The sequence below is a fragment of the Nocardia sp. NPDC003482 genome, from assembly GCF_053588115.1.
Window position 1 is genome coordinate 33,702 of the sequence record NZ_JBSFPI010000010.1, and the last position, 19,381, is coordinate 53,082.

Here is a 19,381-nt window from a genome sequence, read left to right on the forward strand (position 1 = left end):
CCCTCAGGCCAATTCCTCGATCTTCGCCGCGAGTTCGGCCCCCGTCAGCGGCTCGCGCGCGATGACCGCGATCGTGTCGTCGCCCGCGATGGTCCCCACGATCTCGGGCAGCGCCGCACGGTCCAAAGCGCTGGCCAGGAAATGCGCCGCGCCCGGCGGAGTACGCAGCACGGCGATATTGCCACTGTGATCGGTGGAGACCAGCAGATCCCCGAGCAGTTTCGACAACCGAGCCGTGCCCCCGGTGACCCCCCGCACGGGACTACCGTCCTCGGGCACGACATAGATCCCCGCACCCCCGTCGGCCGCGCGCAGCTTCACCGCGCCCAGTTCATCCAAATCGCGCGACAACGTCGCCTGGGTGGTCTCGATGCCCTCGGCGGCCAGCAGCGCGGCGAGTTCGGTCTGGCTGCGCACGGCGTGCGCGGTCAGCAGTTCGACGATGCGCTGCTGCCGCCCGGCCCGCGTCCGGGCGATGACCGGTCCGCTCACGCCGACTCCCCTCGCTTGGCCAGTAACCACACCAGCAGCGCCTTCTGCGCGTGCAGGCGGTTCTCGGCCTCGTCCCACACCGCGCTGTGCGGGCCGTCGATGACCTCGTCGGTGATCTCCTCGCCGCGGTGCGCCGGAAGACAGTGCAGCACAACGGCATCGGCGTCGGCGCGGGCCAGCAGCTCGGCATTGAGCTGGAACGGCCGGAACGGGCCGACGCGGTCGCGGCCGTCGTTCTCCTGCCCCATCGACGTCCAGCAGTCGGTCACCAGCGCGTCCGCCCCCGCCGCGGCGGCGATCGGATCGTCGGTCACCCGCACGCTCGCCCCGGTCTCGGCGGCCCGCTTGCGCGCGGCCTCGAGCACCCACTCCTCGGGCACGAAACCCGTTGGGGCGGCGACGGTCACGTCGATTCCGGCCGTCACCCCGCCCAGCAACAGCGAATGCGCCATATTGTTCGCCCCGTCGCCGAGATAGGTCAGCCGCAACCCGCGCAGCTCACCCTTGCGTTCCCGCAACGTCTGCAGATCGGCGAGCACCTGGCACGGATGGAACTCGTTGGACAATGCGTTGACCACGGGAACCGTTGCCGCCGAAGCCATCTCGTCGAGCCGCCGCTGTTCGAAGGTCCGCCACACCACCGCCTCGACGTAGCGCGACAGCACCCGCCCGGTGTCGGCCAGGGTCTCCTCGCGCCCGAGCTGGGTGTCGCGCCCGTCCACCACGACCGCGTGCCCGCCCAGCTGCGCGATGCCCATCTCGAAGGAGAACCGGGTGCGGGTGGAGTTCTTCTCGAAGATCACCCCGACCCCGCGCGGCCCGTCGAGCGGCCTGCGCGAGAACGGCTCCGCCTTCAATTCCGCTGCGAGCGTGAGGACTTCGAGCTGCTCGGCGGGCGAGAGATCGTCGTCGCGCAGGAAATGCCGAATGGTCACTGGGCTCCCTCCGCCAGCGCGGCATCCAGGATGCCGGGTAGATCGGCCACGAAGTTCTCGGCCTGGGTCTCGGTGAGGATCAGGGGCGGGGCGAGCCGGATGACATCGGGTTTGGCGGGATTCACCAGGTACCCCGCCGCCCGCGCCGAAGCCTCCACCCGAGCCGAAACCTGTTGTGTCAGTTGAATTCCGATGAGCAGCCCCGCGCCGCGCACATGGTCGATCAGCGGATGCCCGAGATCGGCGATGCCGTCGACGAGCGTCTTGCCCAGCGCCTGGACGTGCGGCAACAACGCCTCCTCGTCGAGGGTGCGCAGCACCGCCAGCGCCGCCGCCGCGCACACCGGATTCCCGCCGAAGGTGGTCCCGTGCAGGCCGGGGGTGAGCAGGTCCGCGGCCCGGCCCTGCGCCAGCACGGCCCCGATCGGCAGCCCGCCGCCGAGCCCCTTGGCCAGGGTGATGACATCGGGCACGATCCCCGCGGCCTGATGGGCGTAGAAGTGCCCGGTGCGCCCGATACCGGTCTGCACCTCGTCCAGGATCAGCAGCGCGTCGTGCTCGGCGGTGAGCGCGCGGGCGCGGGCCAGGTAGTCCGCGGGCGGCACCACGACCCCGCTCTCCCCGAGGATCGGTTCGAGGAACACCGCGGCCGTCTCGTCGTCCACCGCCGCGGCCAGCGCGTCGGCGTCGCCGTAGGGCACGTGCACGACCTGCGGCGGCATCGGCTCGAACGGGGCCCGCTTGGACGGCTGTCCGGTCAGCGCGAGCGCGCCCATCGTGCGCCCGTGGAACGCCTCCTCGCACGCGATGATCTTGGTGCGTCCGGTGAGCCGCGAGATCTTGAACGCCGCCTCGTTGGCCTCGGTGCCGGAGTTGCAGAAGAACGCCCGCCCGTGCCCGTCCCCGAAGTGCGCGAGCAGCCGTTCGGCCAGTTCCACGACCGGTTCGCTGGCATACAGATTCGACACATGGCCGAGCGTGCCCAGCTGCCGGGTGACCGCCTCGACGACCGCCGGGTGGGCGTGGCCGAGGATGTTGACGGCGATGCCGCCGAGGAAGTCGACGTAGCTCTTGCCGTCCGCGTCCTCGACCACCGCGCCCGCGCCGCGCACGAGCGCCACCTGCGGGGTGCCGTAGTTGTTCATCAGCGCGGCCGACCACCGCTGCCGTAGTTGCTCGGTACTCATGGTGTGGTTCCTGACTCGGCGGGGGTCACCATCGTTCCGATGCCTTCCCCGGTGAACAGTTCCAGCAGGACCGCGTGCGGCACCCGCCCGTCGATCACGTGCGCGGAGGGCACGCCGCCCTCGACCGCGCGCAGGCACGCCTCCATCTTGGGCACCATGCCCGCGTCGAGGGAGGGCAGCAGGGCGGCCAGCGCGGCCGCGTCGATGTGGGTGGTCAGCGAATTCCGGTCGGGCCAGTCGGTGTACAGGCCCTCGACATCGGTGAGCACCACCAGTTTCTCCGCGCCGATGCCCTCGGCGAGCGCGGCGGCGGCGGTGTCGGCGTTGATGTTGTGCACCACGCCGTCGGCGTCGGGCGCGATGGTCGACACCACCGGGATGCGGCCCGCGGCGATGAGATCGTGCACCGCTTCGGGATTCACGGTCGTGACGTCGCCGACCAGGCCGATGTCGAGCGGTTCACCGTCCACCACGACGCTGCGGCGGGTGGCGGTGAACAGATGCGCGTCCTCACCGGAGATGCCGACCGCGTACGGTCCGTGCGCGTTGATCAGGCCCACCAGTTCGCGCCCGACCTGACCGAACAGCACCATGCGCACGACATCCATCACCTCGGGCGTGGTGACCCGGAACCCGCCCCGGAACTCCCCGCGCAGACCGAGTTTCGCGAGCATGGCCGAGATCTGCGGCCCGCCGCCGTGCACGACCACCGGATGCACCCCGACCGTGCGCAGGAACGCCATATCCGCGGCGAAGGCCCGTTTGAGTTCGTCGTCGATCATGGCGTTGCCACCGTATTTGACGACGACGATCTTGTCGCGGAAGCGCTGCAACCACGGCAGCGCGTCGGCCAGCACCCGCGCCTTGTCGAGCGCGGACAGCTCGAACGCGGTCATGAGCTGTAGGCCGAGTTCTCTTCCACGTACCCGTGCGACAGGTCCGTGGTGCGAATGGTGGCCGTGCCGTCGCCCAGGCCCAGATCCACGACGACCTCGATATCGGGCCCGGACAGGTCGACCTCGCGGGCGCCCGGCGCGCCGGTGCCGTTCACGCAGACCGGACTTCCGTTGAACGACACCGAGATTCGATCCGCCTCCAGGGTGATCGGGGCCATGCCGACGGCGGCCAGCACCCGTCCCCAGTTCGGGTCCGAACCGAAGAACGCGGTCTTGACCAGCGAGTCGCGCGCGACCGTGCGGGCCGCGACGAGCGCCTCGTCCTCGCCGACCGCGCCGGTGACGGTGACCCGCACCCGTTTGGTGACGCCCTCGGCGTCGGCCATGAGCTGTTCGGCGAGATCGTCGCAGACCGCGAGCACCGCGGCGTCGAGATCGTCCTGGGTGGGGGCGACCGAACTGGCGCCGTTGGCCAGCAGCAGCACGGTGTCGTTGGTGGAGCAGGAGCCGTCGACGTCGAGGCGGTCGAAGGTGCGGGCGGTGGCCTTGCGCAGCGCCCGGTCCAATTGCTCTGGGGTGGCGGCCGCGTCGGTGGTGAGCACCACGAGCATGGTCGCCAGCGACGGGGCCAGCATGCCCGCGCCCTTGGCCATACCGCCGACGTTCCACTTGTCGCGGTGGTGGAACGCCACCTCCTTGGGCACGGTGTCGGTGGTCATGATGGCGTGCGCGGCGTCGGTGCCGCCGGACAGCCCGCCGCCCATCTCGCGCACGATCTCGGTGACCGCGGGCAGGAGTTTGTCCATCGGCAGCCGGTCGCCGATCAAACCCGTTGAGCAGACGGCGATCTCACCGGCGCCGGTCTCGGTTCCCCAGTTGCTCAACGCCTTCGCCAGTTCCTCGGCAGTGGCGTGGGTGTCCTGGAACCCGCCCGGCCCCGTACACGCGTTCGCCCCACCGGAATTGAGGATCACCGCGCGCAGCTGCCCGCCGCCGAGCACCTGCTGCGACCACAGCACGGGCGCGGCCTTGACCTTGTTGCGGGTGAACACCCCCGCCGCCGAGTACTCCGGCCCCTCACTGAAAACCAGTGCCAGATCGGGCTTTCCGGTGGCCTTGATCCCGGCGGCGATCCCGGCCGCGCGGAAACCCAGGGGTGCGGTCACGCCCTGGTTGCGAACCAGTTTCCCGCCGCTGACGTCGGTCACGGTGCCACTCCTACGGTGGAAAGTCCGGCGGTCTCGTCGAATCCGAGCGCCAGGTTCATGGACTGCACCGCGCCGCCCGCGGTGCCCTTGGTGAGGTTGTCGATCGCACCGATCACCACGAGCAGCCCGGCGTCGGCGTCCACGGCGACCTGAAGGGTGACGCTGTTGGACCCGACCACCGAACCCGTCTGCGGCAGAACGCCTTCCGGCAGCAGGTGCACGAAAGGCTCATCGGCGTAGGCTTTCTCGTAGACCGCGCGCGCCTGCGCCGCGTCCACCGTCGTCGGGGCCGAGCAGGTCGCCAGGATGCCGCGAGGCATGGGCGCGAGCACGGGCGTGAACGCCACGCTCACCTCGGAATCGCTGACGGCACTGAGGTTTTGGATGATCTCCGGGGTGTGCCGGTGCGCGCCCGCGATATTGTACGCACGGGCCGACCCCATCACCTCCGACCCGAGCAGCCCCACATCGAGCTTGCGCCCCGCCCCCGAGGTCCCGCTCACCGCGACCACATTCACCCGCGGCTCGACGATCCCCGCCGCCACCGCCGGGGCCATCGCCAGACTCGCCACGGTCGGATAACACCCCGGCACCGCGATCCGCGTCGCCCCCCGCAGCCGCTCCCGCGCCCCCGGCAGTTCCGGCAGCCCGTACGGCCAACTCCCCGCGTGCGGACTCTTGTAGTACTTCTCCCACGCCGCGCCATCGGTCAGCCGGAAGTCCGCCCCGCAATCGAGAATCACCGTCGACTCCGGCAACTCCCGCGCGATGGCCGCCGACTGCCCGTGCGGCAACCCGAGGAACACCACGTCATGCCCGGAAAGGGTCTCCGGAGTGGTCTCCTCCAACACCCGCTCGGCCAGCGGCAGCAAATGCGGTTGCGACTGCCCGAGCGGGGTACCCGCACTCGAGCCCGCGGTCAACGCCCCGATCTCGAGCCGCCCGGATCGGTACGCCGGATGCTGCAACAACACCCGCAACACCTCCCCACCCGCGTACCCACTGGCACCGGCCACCGCGACCCGTAAGACAGGCCCACTCCCGCTCTCCATGTGATGATTATGCACGAGTGTGCAAGCTCATGCATAGGCGGGTCGGGGTCACCGGCTCCCGGGCGCGAGATCCTGCGTCCCCAGCACACCGAGCAACTCGAGCTGTTCCACCGATTCCGTCCCGACCGCCGGGGTGAACCACAACAGCCGCTGACGCCCGTCCTCACTGAACAGATTGAGACAGTTGAGCTCGAGCACCCCGAGCACGGGATGCACGATCCGCTTGCGATCGTTCCGCCGAACCGCGACCTCCCGCCGCTCCCACAACTCGGCGAATTCGCCACTGCGCGAACGCAATTCCGCGACCATCCCCTCGGCCTCCCCATCCGCCCCGCCCCGCCGAGCGACGGCCGCCGTCAGATCGGCCACGAACGAGCGCGAATGATACGAGTGATCGGCCTCCGGATAGAGCCCCCGAGCCGCCGGATCGGTGAACCAGCGGTAAACGAAACTAGCCCGGAACCCACTCGCGACCGGTGCGGGACCGAGCAACGCGACGGCCAGCCGATTCTGCACGAGCGTCACATGCAGATCCGTGATCACCTGCGCCGGCGTCGTCGTCAGCCGATCCAGCAGATCGAGCATCCCCGGATGCACATGCGCCGCCGCACTGCCCGCAGGCGGCACCGGACGCCCCGCAAGGTGATAGAGGTGATCCCGTTCATCCCGCGTCAACCGCAACGCCCGAGCCAGCGCGGCCACCATCTGCTCGGAAGGCTGCGCCCCACTACCACGTTCGAGCTCGATGTAATAGTCCACCGAGGCCCCCGCCAACTGAGCCACCTCATCCCGCCGCAACCCCGGCACCCGCCGCCGCGGCCCACTGGGCAACCCCACATCAGCGGGCCGAATCCGGTCCCGCCGCGACTTCAGAAACGCCCCGAGTTCGGCCAGGTTCACCCAACCAGTCTCCGCCCCCACGAACAGAGCGAGCCAGGGGGTGACAACCCCCGGGTACACAGCCACTGTTCCAGCCACGCCCATTCCCGGAGAGTAGAAACCGTCACCGATCGGAAGGGAGCACCTCATGACCACCAAAGTCGCCATAGTCACCGGCGGTTCCCGAGGCATCGGCCGCGCGATCGTCACCCGCCTGGCCGCCGATGGTTTCGCCATCGTCGTCGGCTACGCCGGGCGCAAGGATCGCGCCGACGAGGCAGTCGCCGCCGTCGAGGCCGAAGGCGGGCAAGCCGTGGCCGTCCAAGCCGACGTCGGCGACGAACACGCCGTCTCGGCCTTGTTCGACGCGGCCGAAACAACCTTCGGCGGTGTCGACGTCGTCGCCCACGCGGCCGGAAAGATGACCCTCGCCCCCGTGGCCGACCTCGACCTCACCGATCTGGACACCCTGTACCACACCAACATTCGCGGCACCTTCGCCGTAGCCCAACAAGCCGCCCGCCGCCTCCGCCCCGGCGGTTCCCTCATCATGTTCTCCACCTCGGTCGTCGGCCTGGCCTTCCCCGAGTACGGCGCCTACACCGCCACCAAGGGCGCGGTCGAGGCCCTCACCCTCATCCTGGCCCGCGAACTCCGCGGCCGCGACGTCACCGTCAACACCATCGCCCCCGGCCCCACCGCCACCGACCTCTTCCTCGACGGCAAGGACGACCAGACCATCGCCCACCTCGCCGCCCAACCCCCACTCCAACGCCTCGGCACCCCCGAGGACATCGCCCAGGTCGCCGCCTTCCTCGCCTCCCCCGAGGGCCACTGGGTCGACGGCCAAATACTCCGCGCCAACGGCGGAATCATCTGACCCCCACCACAATTCGAAGGAGAAATCCCATGCCGTTCGCCAACTTCAAGGTCCCCGCCGGAACCCTCACCCCCGAACAGAAGGAACTCATCGTCCACCGCACCACCGCCCTCTACGCCGAGATCTACGGCGACCGAGCCCGCCCCAACACTATGGTCCTCGTCGAGGAGGTAGCCGACGGCGGCTGGGGCATCGGCGACATCATCCTCACCAAAGCCATGCTGGAGGGCCACCAGTAACGGCGTACCGTCACCCCATGAGCATCTCCGAGCGGTTCCGCGAACTCCATCAGCCCGGCCGCCCCCTGCTCCTCCCCAACGCCTGGGACTACTGCTCCGCCGCAGCCCTTGTCGCCGAGGGCTTTCCCGCCATCGGTACCACCAGCCTCGGCGTCTCGGCAGCGGCGGGAGTGCCCGACGCGGCCGGAGCCACCCGCGCGGAGACCATGAACCTGGCCCGCAAACTGGCCCGCCTCCCCGTCCCGATCACCGTCGACATCGAAGCGGGCTTCGGCGACGCCCCCGAGGTGGCCCACGAGCTGGCCGAGGCCGGTATCGCGGGCGTGAACGTCGAGGACGGCCGAGGATCGGAACTCGCCGATCCGAACACCCAGGCCGAACTCATCGCCGCGATCAAGTCACGCACCCCGCCCCTGTTCGTCAACGCCCGCGTCGACACCCACTGGCTCGGCCTCCACCACGATTCCACCATCGATCGAATGCGTCACTACGAAAAGGCCGGAGCGGACGGCCTTTTCGTCCCCGGTGTCCGCGACCCCGCCGAGATCGCGAGACTGGCGAAGGCCACCCGCCTCCCGCTCAACGTCCTCTACCTCCCCGGCGGCCCCTCGGTCCGCGAGCTGGCCGCGCAAGGCGTAGCCCGAATCAGCACCGGCGGCTTGCTGTTCCGCGCCGCCGTCGCCGCCACGGTCGACACGGCCCGAGCCATCCGCGACAACCTGCCCACCCCACCGAACATCCCCACCTACGCCCGCATCCAAAACCTCGTCACCCGACCACAGCGAACAACGCCGCCGCCACCGCGAAACTCACCACCGACAAAACCGTCTCCAGCACCGACCACGTCATCAACGTCTGCTTCACCGACATATTGAAGAACTTCGAAATGATCCAAAACCCACCGTCATTGACGTGACTCAGAATGATCGACCCCGCCGCGATGGCCATGGCGATCAACGCCAGCGACACCTGCGAATAGTCGTGCCCGGGCAGCAGCGGCGCGACGATCCCACCCGTGGTGACGATCGCGACCGTCGCCGACCCCTGCGCGATCCGCAGCCCGCAACTGATCAGATACGCCAGCACGATCACCGGCAGCCCGGCCTCGGACATGGTGTGCGCCAACGCGTCTCCGATGCCGGTCGCCGAGATCACCTTCCCGAAGAACGCCCCCGCCCCGACCACCAGCAGCAACATCCCCACCGGCCGTAGCGAATCCGCGGTGAGCGCGCTCAACTCCGCCACCGACGACCCGCGCCGCACCCCGAGCACGTAGAACGCCACCAGCACCGCGATCAGCAACGCCACCGCGGGCGTCCCCAGGAACGTCAGCACCTGCAACGGCCGAGATCCCTTGTGCAGCAACTGCGTTCCGAACGTCGCGCCCAGAATCAGCACCAGCGGGATCGCGATGATCACCCCGATCAACGCCGCCGACGGCGGTTTCCGCTCCGCCGCAACGTCTTCCACGGGTTCGGGCCGCACGAGGAACTCCTCCGGCACCTCCACGTGCACGCGCTTGCCGATGAACGACCCCCACACGATGCCCGCCGCCACGAACCCCGGCAGCCCGCACACCAACCCCATCAGGATCAGCCACCCCAGGCTCACCCCGAGCAGCCCGCCCAGCGCCACCGGCCCCGGATGCGGCGGCAGGAACGCGTGCGTCATGGACAACCCGGCCACCATCGGCAGGGCGTACAGCACCAGCGACCGCCCGCCCCGCTTGGCCGCCACGTAGATCAGCGGCGCCAGCACGAAGATGCCGATATCGAAGAACACCGGGATACCGAAGATCAACCCGACCAGCCCCATGGCGACCGGAGCGCCCTTGGGCCCGAACAGCGTCAGCAGCCGTTCGGTGAGCACGTCCGCGCCGCCGGATCGTTCGAGGATCGCACCGAGCACGGTCCCCAATCCGATGATCACCGCGATATGCCCGAGGATCGACCCGAATCCCGTTTCCAGCAGGGAGTCACCGGATTTGAGCGCGGTGCCCACGATCTTCTCGACCGGCAGCCCGGCCGCCAGCGCCAGCGCGAGCCCGGTGAGCAGCAGCGCGATGAACGGTTCCAGCTTGACGCGGATGATGGCCACGAGCAGGACGGCGATGGCCAGGCCGCACAGCACCAGCAGTCCCGGTGTGGTGGTGCGCAGCCAGTCGACGGCGGACCCCATGATGTACCTCAATTCATGGATCGAACGAAAGACGCCGCGCGCGAGGCGATGACGGACCATCGGCCCGCGGCGACGTCATCGGGTGCCACGACATCGGTGCCCGCGGTGACCGCGGCCGCGCCGTGCGCGAGAAAGTCGGCGGCATTCCCGGCATTGACACCGCCGGAGGGAATGAACGCCGTATCGGGAAAGGGCCCGCGCAGATCCCTCAGGTATCCGGGCCCGAGCGCGCGAGCGGGAAAGATCTTCACCGCCGCCGCCCCGAGATCCAGTGCGGCCAGCACCTCACTGGGCGTGAAAGCCCCCATCACGACCGGTATTCCGTGCCGCGCGGCCACCCCCGCCACCTCGGCGCGAATCCCCGGCGTCACCAGGAACCGCGCCCCCGCGTCGATCGCGGCGGCCGCCTGGTCCCCGGTCAGCACGGTCCCCATTCCGAGCACGGCCCGCTCCGACCCCGCCGCCGCCCGCACCGCCGCGAGCACGTCCGGCGTCGTGAAAGTCAGCTCGACACAACGGATTCCGGCACCGGCAAGCACGTCGGCGAGCGCTCGGGGATCGGGAATCCGCGGCGCCCGCACCACCGTCAGCGCGCGATCCGCGAGCATCACGGTCAAGGCGGAGGTCATGGCCGCCCCCCACGTCCGGCGTTCGTCATCGCGTCTCCTTCCGCACCGGGTCCATCCGAAGCGCCCGGCCCGCCCTGCGCCCCGTGGCCTTCCCGTCCTCGATCGCGAACTCCCCGTTCACCAACACCTGTTCGATCCCCCGCGCCTGCCGCTTCGGATCCTCGAAAGTCGCTGTGTCCCGGATGGTTTCGGGATCGAACACCACCAGATCCGCCGCGTACCCCACCCGCACCAACCCTCGTTCCCGCAGCCGCAACCGCCGCGCGGGCCGCCCGGTGAGGTGATGCACGCACTCCTCGAGCCCGAACACCCCGAGTTCGCGCGCGTAATACCCGAGATAACGCGGGAACGTCCCCCACGCCCGCGGATGCGGCCGCTCCCCCACCAGCAGCGCGTCACTGCCGCCCATGTGCCGGGCGTGCCGCATGATCGCGCGCACGTTCTCCTCGTGCCCGACGTGTTGCAGGATCGTCGTCGCCAGCTCGTCGCGCACGAGCAGATCGAAGAACACCGCCACCGGTTCGCGCCCCTCGTCCGCCGCGATCTCGGCGACCGTCCGCCCCACGTATCCGCTCAACGCCGCGTCGCCGACCCCGCTGATCTGGATCGTCTCCCACGCCACGGTCACCCCGTGACACCCGTCGGAGCCACGCACGGTCACATCGAACGTAATCTTCTCCCGCGCAACAGGATCCGCGAGCCGCGCCAGCGTCGCGTCCGGTCCACCCGACATGGCCCAGCTCGGCAGCAGCGCCGACAAGGTCGTCGCCCCGGGCAGATACGGGTAGGTGTCGAGACTGATATCGCACCCCTCCGCCAGCGCCGCGTCCACCAGCGCGAGCAATTCCCCCGCCCGCCCGCGATTCTCGGCGAAGTTCATGGTGGCGTGCGTCAGATGCAGCGCGCACCCGGTCCGGCGCGCCAGCCCGATCATCTCCGCGTACGCGTCGAGCGCCCCGGCCCCGTAGGAGCGGGTGTGCGGCGCGTAGAACCCGCCCGCCTCCGCCACCACCGCGCACAGCGCCGCCAATTCCGCTGTGTCGGCGTACATTCCGGGCGGATAGGTCAGCCCGCTCGACATCCCCACCGCGCCCTCCGCCAGCCCCTGGGCCAGCAGCGCGCACATCCGGTCGATCTCCGCGGTCGTGGCCGCCCGCCGCTCGGTGCCCACCACCAGCAGCCGCAATGTCCCCTGCGGCACCAGATACGCCGCGTTGGGCGTGATCCCCCGATCCAGCCGCTCCAGATACTCCCCGACCGTCCGCCAGGAGAAGTCCAACCCCGCCGGATCACCGTTCCACCCGGCGATCTGCCGCCGCACCACCGCGAGGGGGGCGTCGTCGACCGGCGCGTACGACAGCCCGTCCTGCCCGATCACCTCGGTCGTGACGCCCTGGCTGACCTTCGCGAAATGCCCCGGCTCGGTCAACAGATGCAGATCCGAATGCGCGTGCATATCGATGAAACCCGGTGCAAGCACGAGCTTTTCGCCGTCGATCACCCGCCCGGCCCCCTCGATCGCGCCCGGCGCCGCGATATCGGCGATCCGCCCGTCCTCCACCACGACATCCCCGCGATAGCGCGGATCACCGGTGCCGTCGACAACGCCGATATCCCGGAACAACAAGTAGCTCATACGTTCTCGCCGAATCAGAAGAAGGTGTGCACGAGGTCGATCACGCGAGGTCGCTCGGCGGCGGCGTCGTCGACGACCGGCACCAACCGCCACTTGTCCATGGCCGTGCACGGATGCGACAACCCCAACCGCACCACCTCACCGACCGCGAGCTCCCCACCCTCCGACAGCTCCAGAAACGTGTGCTGATCGGCCAACTTGGCGACCCGCGCCGACCCCGAAATCCGTTGCGGCACCGGCAATCCCTCATCGAACGGCTGATCCCGCTTCCCCGCGTCCAGCAGCGCCAGCCCCGGCTCCGGCCGCGACAGCACCCGCGCCCACATGTGCATGGCCGACCGCAACCCGGAGATCGGCGTGATCCCCGCGTAGAACCCGTCGTCGTGGATCACATACGCCCCCGACCGCAGCAACACCGTCGTGTCGCCCCCGTCCGCGAGCGACGCCAGCCGCTCCACCACCAGATCGGGATACGCGCTGCCGCCCGCGGACACGATCGCGGGCCGCTCGTACGCACCGGCCAGCTCCCGATGCAGACGCACGAAGGTATCGAGGTAATCCCGCAGCGCCGCAACCGATTCCGCCGTCCGATCGTGCGCCAGCGCGCCCTCGTACCCGCCGATCCCGGCCAGCTCCAACCGCTCCGACGCCCGCACGGCCTCGGCCACCGCCCGCGCCGCGTCCGGCCCGCGCGCCCCCGTCCGCCCGTGCGGCCCACCGAGTTCCACCAGCACCGGCAGCCGCACCCGCGCGCCCGCCTCGGTGAGCACCCGATCCATCGCCGCCACGGTCTCGACGCTGTCGGCCCAGCTGATCAGCTCGAACGACGGTTCCAGCGCGGATTCCGCCGCCGCCCACCGCAATCCGACCGGATCGAGCAACGGGTTGGCCAGCAGCACCCGATCCACCCCGAACGCCCGCGCCACCTGCGCCTGCCACGGCGTGGCCACCGTGATCCCCCACGCGCCCGCGGCCAGCTGCTCGGCCCACAGCCGCGGGGCCATGGTGGTCTTGCCATGCGGGGCCAGCCGCACCCCGGCCGCGGCGGCCCACTCGGCCATGACGGCGATATTGCCGTCGAGCGCGCCGCGGTCCAGGGTGAGCACCGGCGTCTGGAGATCGTCCAGACGCGGTGCGGTGTCGAGGAATTCGCGCACCGTCGTCCCCCAGGCGCGCGGCGGCAGCGCCTTGTGCTCCGGGCCGATCACCAGATCGCCGAGCGTCGCGACCGCGGCGGTATCGATGCGACCCGACCGCTCCACGCTTCTCCCGCTCTCGATGGACACGGCGCTCCTTCCGATCGGACCGAAATACTTTCTCGCTATTGCATATTTTGCAACTCGCATTGCGTATCTTGTTTTCCGTGGTTATTCTGCACAGCGACATCGCGACCCGCAAGCGTTCCGAGGAGTTTCCGTGAGCCGCCCCACGCCGACCCCGCCGCGCGCCGTCACCGTGGGCGAGGGATTGGCCGTGCTGGTCGCCCGCCCGGGGCCGTTGGAGGATTCCCCCGTCTTCGAACGCACCGCGGGCGGCGCGGAGGTGAATGTCGCGACCGTGCTCGCCCAGCTCGGCGTGCCGACCGCGTGGATATCCCGGGTCGGCGACGACGGGTTCGGCCGCTACCTGATGCGGCATCTGGCCTCCCGGGGCGTGGACACCAGCGCGGTCCACGTGGACCCGGCCCGGCCGACCGGCGTGTACGTCAAGGAGCGCGGCGGCGGCTCGGACCGGCCCACCGATCTCGCGGCGGGCGCCAGCCGGATGCTGTACTACCGCACCGGGTCGGCGGCCAGCGCGCTGTCCCCCGCCGACCTCACCGCCGCCGCGCCCCTGCTCGACCGCGCCGCGCTCGTCCACTTCACCGGCGTCACCACCGCGCTCTCCCCGTCGGCCACCGCCCTCACCGAGGCGCTGCTGGCCCGCCCGCGCGGCGATCGCCTGATCGGTTTCGACGTGAATTACCGTCCCGCCCTGTGGATTCGGCGTCCGGAGTCGGCGGCCGACGTGCTGGCCGCGCACGTCCGCCGCGCCGACGTGGTGTTCGTGGGCGCGGACGAGGCCGAGGAGGTCTTCGGCACCGGCGATCCGGCCCGGCTGCGCGAGATGTTCCCGCGCCCACGGCATCTGGTGGTCAAGAACAGCGGTCATTCGGTCACCGGGTTCCTCGGCGAACGCTGGACCGAGGTCCCGGCCCTGCGGCTGGAGGTGACCGAGGCGATCGGCGCGGGCGACGCCTTCGCGGGCGGCTATCTCGCGGCCCTGCTGCACGGCCGCCCGCACGAACAGCTGCTGCGCTTCGGTCACCTGTGCGCGGCGGCGGCGCTCACCGGGACCGGCGACGTGGCCGAACTGCCGCCCCGGCAGCGGCTCGAAAAGCACGCGGCCGCACCGTGTTCGGAGTGGGCGCGGATACGGGTGGAGGGAACGTCGTGAGCCAGAGCCTGCGCCGAGCGCTGACGATCCTCACCGAACTCGGCGAGGACGCCCGCAGCCTGGACCAGCTGGCCGCCGCGCTGGGCGTGCACAAGTCGACGGTGCTGCGCCTGTTGCAGACCATGGAGGCGCAGCGGTTCGTCACCCACGGCAGCGATCATCGATACACGTTGGGGGCGCGGCTGTTCGAGCTGGCCAACCGCTCGCTGGAGCGCCGCGACGTGCGCACGGTGGCCCGCCCGCATCTGGAGGCGCTCAACGCGGCCACCGGTCAGACCGTGCACCTGGCCACCTACGAATCCGGCGAGGCCGTCTACATCGACAAGCTCGACGCCACCCAGAGCGTGCGCATGTACTCGCGGGTGGGCCGCCCCGCGCCGCTGCACTGCACGGCCGTGGGCAAGGTGCTGGTGGCGGGGGAACCGCGGGCGCGGTGGCGCGAGATCGCGGAGCGGATCGACTACCGCCGCTTCACCGAACACACCCTCGGCGACCCGGACAGCTACCTCGCGGAGCTGGAAACCGTTGCGGCGCAAGGCTTCGCCGAGGACCGCGAGGAGCACGAGAGCTTCGTCAACTGCGTGGCGGTCCCGATCCGCGACGGCACGGGCGCGGTGACCGCCGCGCTGTCGGTGTCGGTGCCGGATCTGCTCCTCGATCACGACCAGGTGCTGGGCCTGCTGCCCCGCCTGCGCGCCACCGCCGACAGTGTGTCCGCCGGGCTCGGCTGGAGCCCCGAACCCCGAAAGGCCGTCCATGACCGATAAACTCGCCGTCCGCACCGCCGCCGCGCCCGCCCCGGCGCACACCTTCTCGCAGGGCGTGCGCAAGGGCTCGTTCGTCCAGGTGTCCGGGCAGGGCCCGGTCGACCCGGCCACCGGCGACTACGTCCATCCCGGCGACGTGGCCGCCCAGACCGTCCGGACCCTGGAGAACGTCCGGGCGATCGTCGAGGCGGCGGGCGCGCGCTTCGACGATGTGGTGATGCTGCGGGTGTACCTCACCCGCCGCGAGGACTTCCCGCTCATGAACGACGCCTACGGCGCGTTCGTCGGGAACCACACGACGGGTGACGTACTCCCGTGCCGCACAACGGTCTTCACCGGCCTACCCCGCCTGGAGATGCTGGTGGAGATCGACGCGCTGGCGATCGTGGACTGACCGGACTCAGCCCGGCAGATCGTTCACCGCGGCGGATTCGTTGCGCGACAGCGTGATTCCGAGATTCGCCGCGGTGCGATCGATATCGTCGTCGCCGGTGTTCAGCTCGACGGCCGAACCCGCCGACAGCACCTCGACATTGAGGCACAGCGACTGGAGCTCCTTGAGCAGCACCTTGAACGATTCGGGCACCCCGGCCTCGGGCACATTGTCGCCCTTGACGATCGCCTCGTACACCTTCACGCGACCGACCACGTCGTCGGACTTGATGGTCAGCAGTTCCTGGAGTGTGTAGGCCGCGCCGTAGGCCTGCATGGCCCAGCACTCCATCTCGCCGAAGCGCTGACCACCGAACTGCGCCTTACCACCGAGGGGCTGCTGGGTGATCATCGAGTACGGACCGGTCGAGCGCGCGTGGATCTTGTCGTCGACCAGGTGGTGCAGCTTCAGGATGTACATGTAGCCCACGGCGATCGGGTACGGGAACGGTTCGCCCGTGCGACCGTCGAACAGCGTCGCCTTGCCGTCCTCGCCGACCATGACCTCCCCGTCGCGATTGGGCAGTGTGGACGACAGCAGCCCGGTGAGTTCGTCCTCGCGCACCCCGTCGAACACCGGTGTCGCCACCTTGGTGTCGGGGTCGGCCGCCAGCAGATCCTCCGACAGCCGCCCCGCCCAGTCCGGTCGCGTCCCGTCGGCGAGCCGAACATCCCAGCCCGCCTTGCCGATCCAGCCCAGGTGGGTCTCCAGGATCTGGCCGATGTTCATACGACGCGGCACACCGTGGGTGTTCAGGATGATGTCGACCGGGGTCCCGTCGGGCAGGAACGGCATATCCTCCTTCGCGAGGATCTTGCCGATCACACCCTTGTTGCCGTGGCGACCGGCGAGCTTGTCGCCGTCCTGGATCTTGCGCTTCTGCGCCACATACACCCGGACCAGCTCGTTCACGCCCGGCGGCAGATCGTCGTCGTCCTCGCGGGAGAACACGCGGATACCGATCACCTTGCCGGACTCACCGTGCGGCACCTTCAACGAGGTGTCACGCACCTCGCGGGCCTTCTCACCGAAGATCGCCCGCAGCAACCGCTCCTCCGGCGTCAGCTCGGTCTCACCCTTCGGGGTCACCTTGCCGACCAGGATGTCACCGTCACGGACCTCCGCGCCGATACGCACGATGCCGCGCTCGTCCAGATCGGCGAGCACCTCATCGGACACATTCGGGATATCGCGAGTGATCTCCTCCGCACCCAACTTCGTGTCCCGGGCGTCGATCTCGTGCTCCTCGATATGGATCGAGGTCAGCACATCCTCCTCCACGAGACGCTGCGACAGGATGATCGCGTCCTCGTAGTTGTGACCCTCCCACGGCATGACCGCGACGAGCAGGTTCTTGCCCAGCGCCATCTCACCGTTCTCGGTGCACGGACCGTCGGCCAGAACCTGACCCTTCTCCACCCGCTGACCCTCGTCCACGATCGGACGCTGATTCGCGCAGGTGCCCTGGTTCGACCGCGCGAACTTCCGCAACCGGTAGCTGCGGCGGGTGCCGTCGTCATGCATGACGGTGATGTAGTCGGCCGAAACCTCCTCCACCACACCGTCTTTCTCGTTCACCACGACCTCACCGGAATCGATCGCGGCGCGCACCTCCATCCCGGTGCCGACGATCGGGGCCTCCGAGCGGATCAGCGGGACGGCCTGCTTCTGCATATTGGCGCCCATGAGCGCGCGGTTGGCGTCGTCGTGCTCGAGGAACGGGATCATCGCCGTGGCGACCGAAACCATCTGCCGCGGCGACACATCCATGTAGTCGATCGCGGCGGCGGGGACCAGCTCGACCTCGGAGTTCTTGCGGCGCACCGCGATTCGGTCGGCGACGAAACGGCCGTCGGCGTCGAGCGGCTCGTTCGCCTGCGCGACCACGTGCAGGTCCTCCTGATCGGCGGACAGATAGTCCACCTCGTCGGTGACCCGGCCGTCGACCACCTTGCGGTACGGGGTCTCGATGAACCCGAAGGGGTTCACCCGCGCGTACACCGACAGATACCCCATCAACCCGATGTTCGGGCCCTCCGGCGTCTCGATCGGGCACATCCGGCCGTAGTGGCTGTAGTGCACGTCGCGGACCTCGAGGCTGGCCCGCTCCCGGTTCAGGCCGCCCGGGCCCAGCGCCGACAGGCGGCGCTTGTGGGTGAGGCTCGCCAGCGGATTGCGCTGCTCCATGAACTGCGACTGCTGCGAGGTGCCGAAGAACTCCCGCAGCCCCGCGACCACGGGCCGGATGTTGATCAGCGTCTGCGGGGTGATGGCCTCCACGTCCTGGGTCGTCATGCGTTCGCGCACAACGCGTTCCATGCGCGACAGTCCGACCCGGAACTGGTTCTGGATCAGCTCGCCGACCGTGCGTAGTCGGCGGTTGCCGAAGTGGTCGATATCGTCCACGTCCACGGGCACCTCGATGCCCCCGGGCGCGGTCATCGTCGTCTCCCCGGCGTGCAGCCGCAGCAGATACTCGATGATCGCGACGAGATCCTCCTCGGTGAGCACCGGCGCGCCGACCGCCTCGCCGGTGTGGATCCCGAGCTTCTTGTTCATCTTGTAGCGGCCCACCCGCGCGAGGTCGTAGCGCTTCTCGCTGAAGAACAGGTTCTCCAGCAGCGTCTGCGCGGACTCCTTGGTCGGCGGCTCGCCCGGACGCAGCTTGCGGTAGATGTCGAGCAGCGCCTCGTCCTGGCCCGGGGTGTTGTCCTTCTCCAGCGACGACAGCAGGATGCCGGAGAACCCGAACCGTTCGGTGATCCGCTCGGTGGTCCAGCCGAGCGCCTTGAGCAGCACGGTCACCGGCTGGCGACGCTTGCGGTCGATGCGCACGCCGACGGTGTCGCGCTTGTCGATGTCGAATTCGAGCCAGGCGCCGCGCGAGGGGATGATCCGCGCGCTGTGCAGCGTCTTCTCGGTGGACTTGTCGATGGTCCGGTCGAAGTAGACGCCCGGGGAGCGGACCAGCTGGGAGATGATGACCCGCTCGGTGCCGTTCACCACGAAGGTGCCGGTATCGGTCATCATCGGGAAATCGCCCATGAAGACCGTCTGCGACTTGATCTCGCCGGTGTTGTTGTTGATGAACTCCGCGGTGACGAACAACGGCGCCGCGTAGGTCATGTCCTTGTCCTTGCACTCGTCGACCGAGGCCTTGACCTCCTCGAAACGAGGCTGCGACAGCGTCAGCGACATCGTCTCGCCGAAGTCCTCGATGGGGCTGATCTCGTCGAGAACCTCGGCCAGACCCTCTTCGACCAGCCATCGGAACGAATCGGTCTGAACCGACAGCAACTGCGGAACCGCCAGTGGCTCACGGATTTTCGCGAACGAGACCCGCCCGGTACGACTCGAGACTGCCAAGATGCGTCCTTCCCCACGGTATGCGTTTGGGTGCGGTGAATTGATTGCGCACCGTGCCGGACGCCACCCGAACATGCCTCGACAACGACGGGTAGAGATGTTTCATTCTGGCGAGAGTTGGACAGCACGCGCCCCGGCGCGAGGTCTCAAACTACACGGAAAGAAGAG

18 protein-coding genes are annotated in these 19,381 nt (G+C 69.4%); 6 read left to right on the top strand and 12 right to left on the bottom strand.

Going from position 1 to position 19,381, the window contains the following annotated elements; all coding sequences use genetic code 11:
* Window positions 1–3: 3 nt before the first annotated feature.
* Genes ACWDSJ_RS17175 through ACWDSJ_RS17205 form a run of 7 tightly spaced genes read right to left on the bottom strand, consistent with a single transcriptional unit; the run spans window position 4 to window position 6,670 of the window.
* Complete coding sequence (locus ACWDSJ_RS17175; RefSeq protein WP_387362207.1) at window positions 4–492, bottom strand: arginine repressor; 489 nt, start codon at window positions 490–492, stop codon at window positions 4–6.
* Window positions 489–1,427, bottom strand: a complete 939-nt coding sequence (gene argF, locus ACWDSJ_RS17180; protein ID WP_450033032.1) for an ornithine carbamoyltransferase — start codon at window positions 1,425–1,427, stop codon at window positions 489–491. Before argF ends, ACWDSJ_RS17175 begins: the two co-directional genes overlap by 4 nt.
* A complete protein-coding gene (locus tag ACWDSJ_RS17185) occupies window positions 1,424–2,614 on the bottom strand; it encodes an acetylornithine transaminase (protein ID WP_450033034.1) in 1,191 nt (396 codons plus the stop codon). The genes argF and ACWDSJ_RS17185 overlap by 4 nt, the downstream gene beginning before the upstream one ends.
* Window positions 2,611–3,510 carry an acetylglutamate kinase gene (argB, locus tag ACWDSJ_RS17190; protein ID WP_450033036.1) on the bottom strand — a complete coding sequence of 300 codons (900 nt, stop codon included), beginning with the start codon at window positions 3,508–3,510 and terminating at the stop codon, window positions 2,611–2,613. Before argB ends, ACWDSJ_RS17185 begins: the two co-directional genes overlap by 4 nt.
* Window positions 3,507–4,718, bottom strand: coding sequence for a bifunctional glutamate N-acetyltransferase/amino-acid acetyltransferase ArgJ (gene argJ / locus ACWDSJ_RS17195; protein WP_450033038.1), 1,212 nt, complete (start codon window positions 4,716–4,718; stop codon window positions 3,507–3,509). The genes argB and argJ overlap by 4 nt, the downstream gene beginning before the upstream one ends.
* The gene (gene argC / locus ACWDSJ_RS17200) at window positions 4,715–5,770 is read right to left on the bottom strand and encodes an N-acetyl-gamma-glutamyl-phosphate reductase (protein ID WP_450033040.1); all 1,056 of its coding nucleotides are present in this window, start codon (window positions 5,768–5,770) and stop codon (window positions 4,715–4,717) included. Before argC ends, argJ begins: the two co-directional genes overlap by 4 nt.
* Before the next feature lie 48 nt (window positions 5,771–5,818).
* Entirely contained in the window at window positions 5,819–6,670 is an 852-nt protein-coding gene (locus ACWDSJ_RS17205; RefSeq protein WP_450033042.1) for a helix-turn-helix transcriptional regulator, read from the bottom strand.
* Between the two features lie 127 nt (window positions 6,671–6,797).
* Here ACWDSJ_RS17205 and ACWDSJ_RS17210 point away from each other — a divergent pair, with 127 nt between their 5' ends.
* From ACWDSJ_RS17210 to ACWDSJ_RS17220, 3 genes are read left to right on the top strand one after another with little or no spacing between them, the layout of a single operon-like run.
* Window positions 6,798–7,529 (top strand): SDR family oxidoreductase, encoded by a 732-nt coding sequence (locus ACWDSJ_RS17210; protein WP_450033044.1) that lies wholly within the window; start codon window positions 6,798–6,800, stop codon window positions 7,527–7,529.
* A 29-nt stretch (window positions 7,530–7,558) separates the two neighbouring features.
* Entirely contained in the window at window positions 7,559–7,768 is a 210-nt protein-coding gene (locus tag ACWDSJ_RS17215) for a tautomerase family protein (RefSeq protein WP_450033045.1), read from the top strand.
* A 17-nt stretch (window positions 7,769–7,785) separates the two neighbouring features.
* On the top strand, window positions 7,786–8,643 hold the full coding sequence (locus tag ACWDSJ_RS17220; RefSeq protein WP_450033047.1) for an isocitrate lyase/PEP mutase family protein: 858 nt from the start codon (window positions 7,786–7,788) through the stop codon (window positions 8,641–8,643).
* Here the strand turns inward: ACWDSJ_RS17220 and ACWDSJ_RS17225 are convergent.
* Genes ACWDSJ_RS17225 through ACWDSJ_RS17240 form a run of 4 tightly spaced genes read right to left on the bottom strand, consistent with a single transcriptional unit; the run spans window position 8,537 to window position 13,497 of the window.
* Entirely contained in the window at window positions 8,537–9,946 is a 1,410-nt protein-coding gene (locus ACWDSJ_RS17225; RefSeq protein WP_450033049.1) for a GntP family permease, read from the bottom strand. The two genes, ACWDSJ_RS17220 and ACWDSJ_RS17225, sit on opposite strands and share 107 nt — an antisense overlap.
* Window positions 9,947–9,954: 8 nt before the next feature.
* On the bottom strand, window positions 9,955–10,575 hold the full coding sequence (locus ACWDSJ_RS17230; RefSeq protein WP_450033051.1) for a bifunctional 4-hydroxy-2-oxoglutarate aldolase/2-dehydro-3-deoxy-phosphogluconate aldolase: 621 nt from the start codon (window positions 10,573–10,575) through the stop codon (window positions 9,955–9,957).
* Window positions 10,576–10,600: 25 nt separating this feature from the next.
* Window positions 10,601–12,211 (bottom strand): N-acyl-D-amino-acid deacylase family protein, encoded by a 1,611-nt coding sequence (locus ACWDSJ_RS17235; protein WP_450033053.1) that lies wholly within the window; start codon window positions 12,209–12,211, stop codon window positions 10,601–10,603.
* Window positions 12,212–12,225: 14 nt separating this feature from the next.
* Window positions 12,226–13,497 (bottom strand): alanine racemase, encoded by a 1,272-nt coding sequence (locus ACWDSJ_RS17240; protein ID WP_450033055.1) that lies wholly within the window; start codon window positions 13,495–13,497, stop codon window positions 12,226–12,228.
* A gap of 130 nt (window positions 13,498–13,627) precedes the next feature.
* Between ACWDSJ_RS17240 and ACWDSJ_RS17245 the strand changes: the two genes are divergently transcribed.
* Genes ACWDSJ_RS17245 through ACWDSJ_RS17255 form a run of 3 tightly spaced genes read left to right on the top strand, consistent with a single transcriptional unit; the run spans window position 13,628 to window position 15,808 of the window.
* Window positions 13,628–14,647 carry a sugar kinase gene (locus ACWDSJ_RS17245; RefSeq protein ID WP_450033057.1) on the top strand — a complete coding sequence of 340 codons (1,020 nt, stop codon included), beginning with the start codon at window positions 13,628–13,630 and terminating at the stop codon, window positions 14,645–14,647.
* Complete coding sequence (locus ACWDSJ_RS17250) at window positions 14,644–15,414, top strand: IclR family transcriptional regulator (protein ID WP_450033059.1); 771 nt, start codon at window positions 14,644–14,646, stop codon at window positions 15,412–15,414. The genes ACWDSJ_RS17245 and ACWDSJ_RS17250 overlap by 4 nt, the downstream gene beginning before the upstream one ends.
* A complete protein-coding gene (locus tag ACWDSJ_RS17255) occupies window positions 15,404–15,808 on the top strand; it encodes a RidA family protein (protein ID WP_450033061.1) in 405 nt (134 codons plus the stop codon). The genes ACWDSJ_RS17250 and ACWDSJ_RS17255 overlap by 11 nt, the downstream gene beginning before the upstream one ends.
* A 6-nt stretch (window positions 15,809–15,814) precedes the next feature.
* Here ACWDSJ_RS17255 and rpoB read toward each other — a convergent pair whose 3' ends face one another.
* Entirely contained in the window at window positions 15,815–19,213 is a 3,399-nt protein-coding gene (gene rpoB / locus ACWDSJ_RS17260) for a DNA-directed RNA polymerase subunit beta (protein ID WP_450033063.1), read from the bottom strand.
* Between the last annotated feature and the right edge of the window lie 168 nt (window positions 19,214–19,381).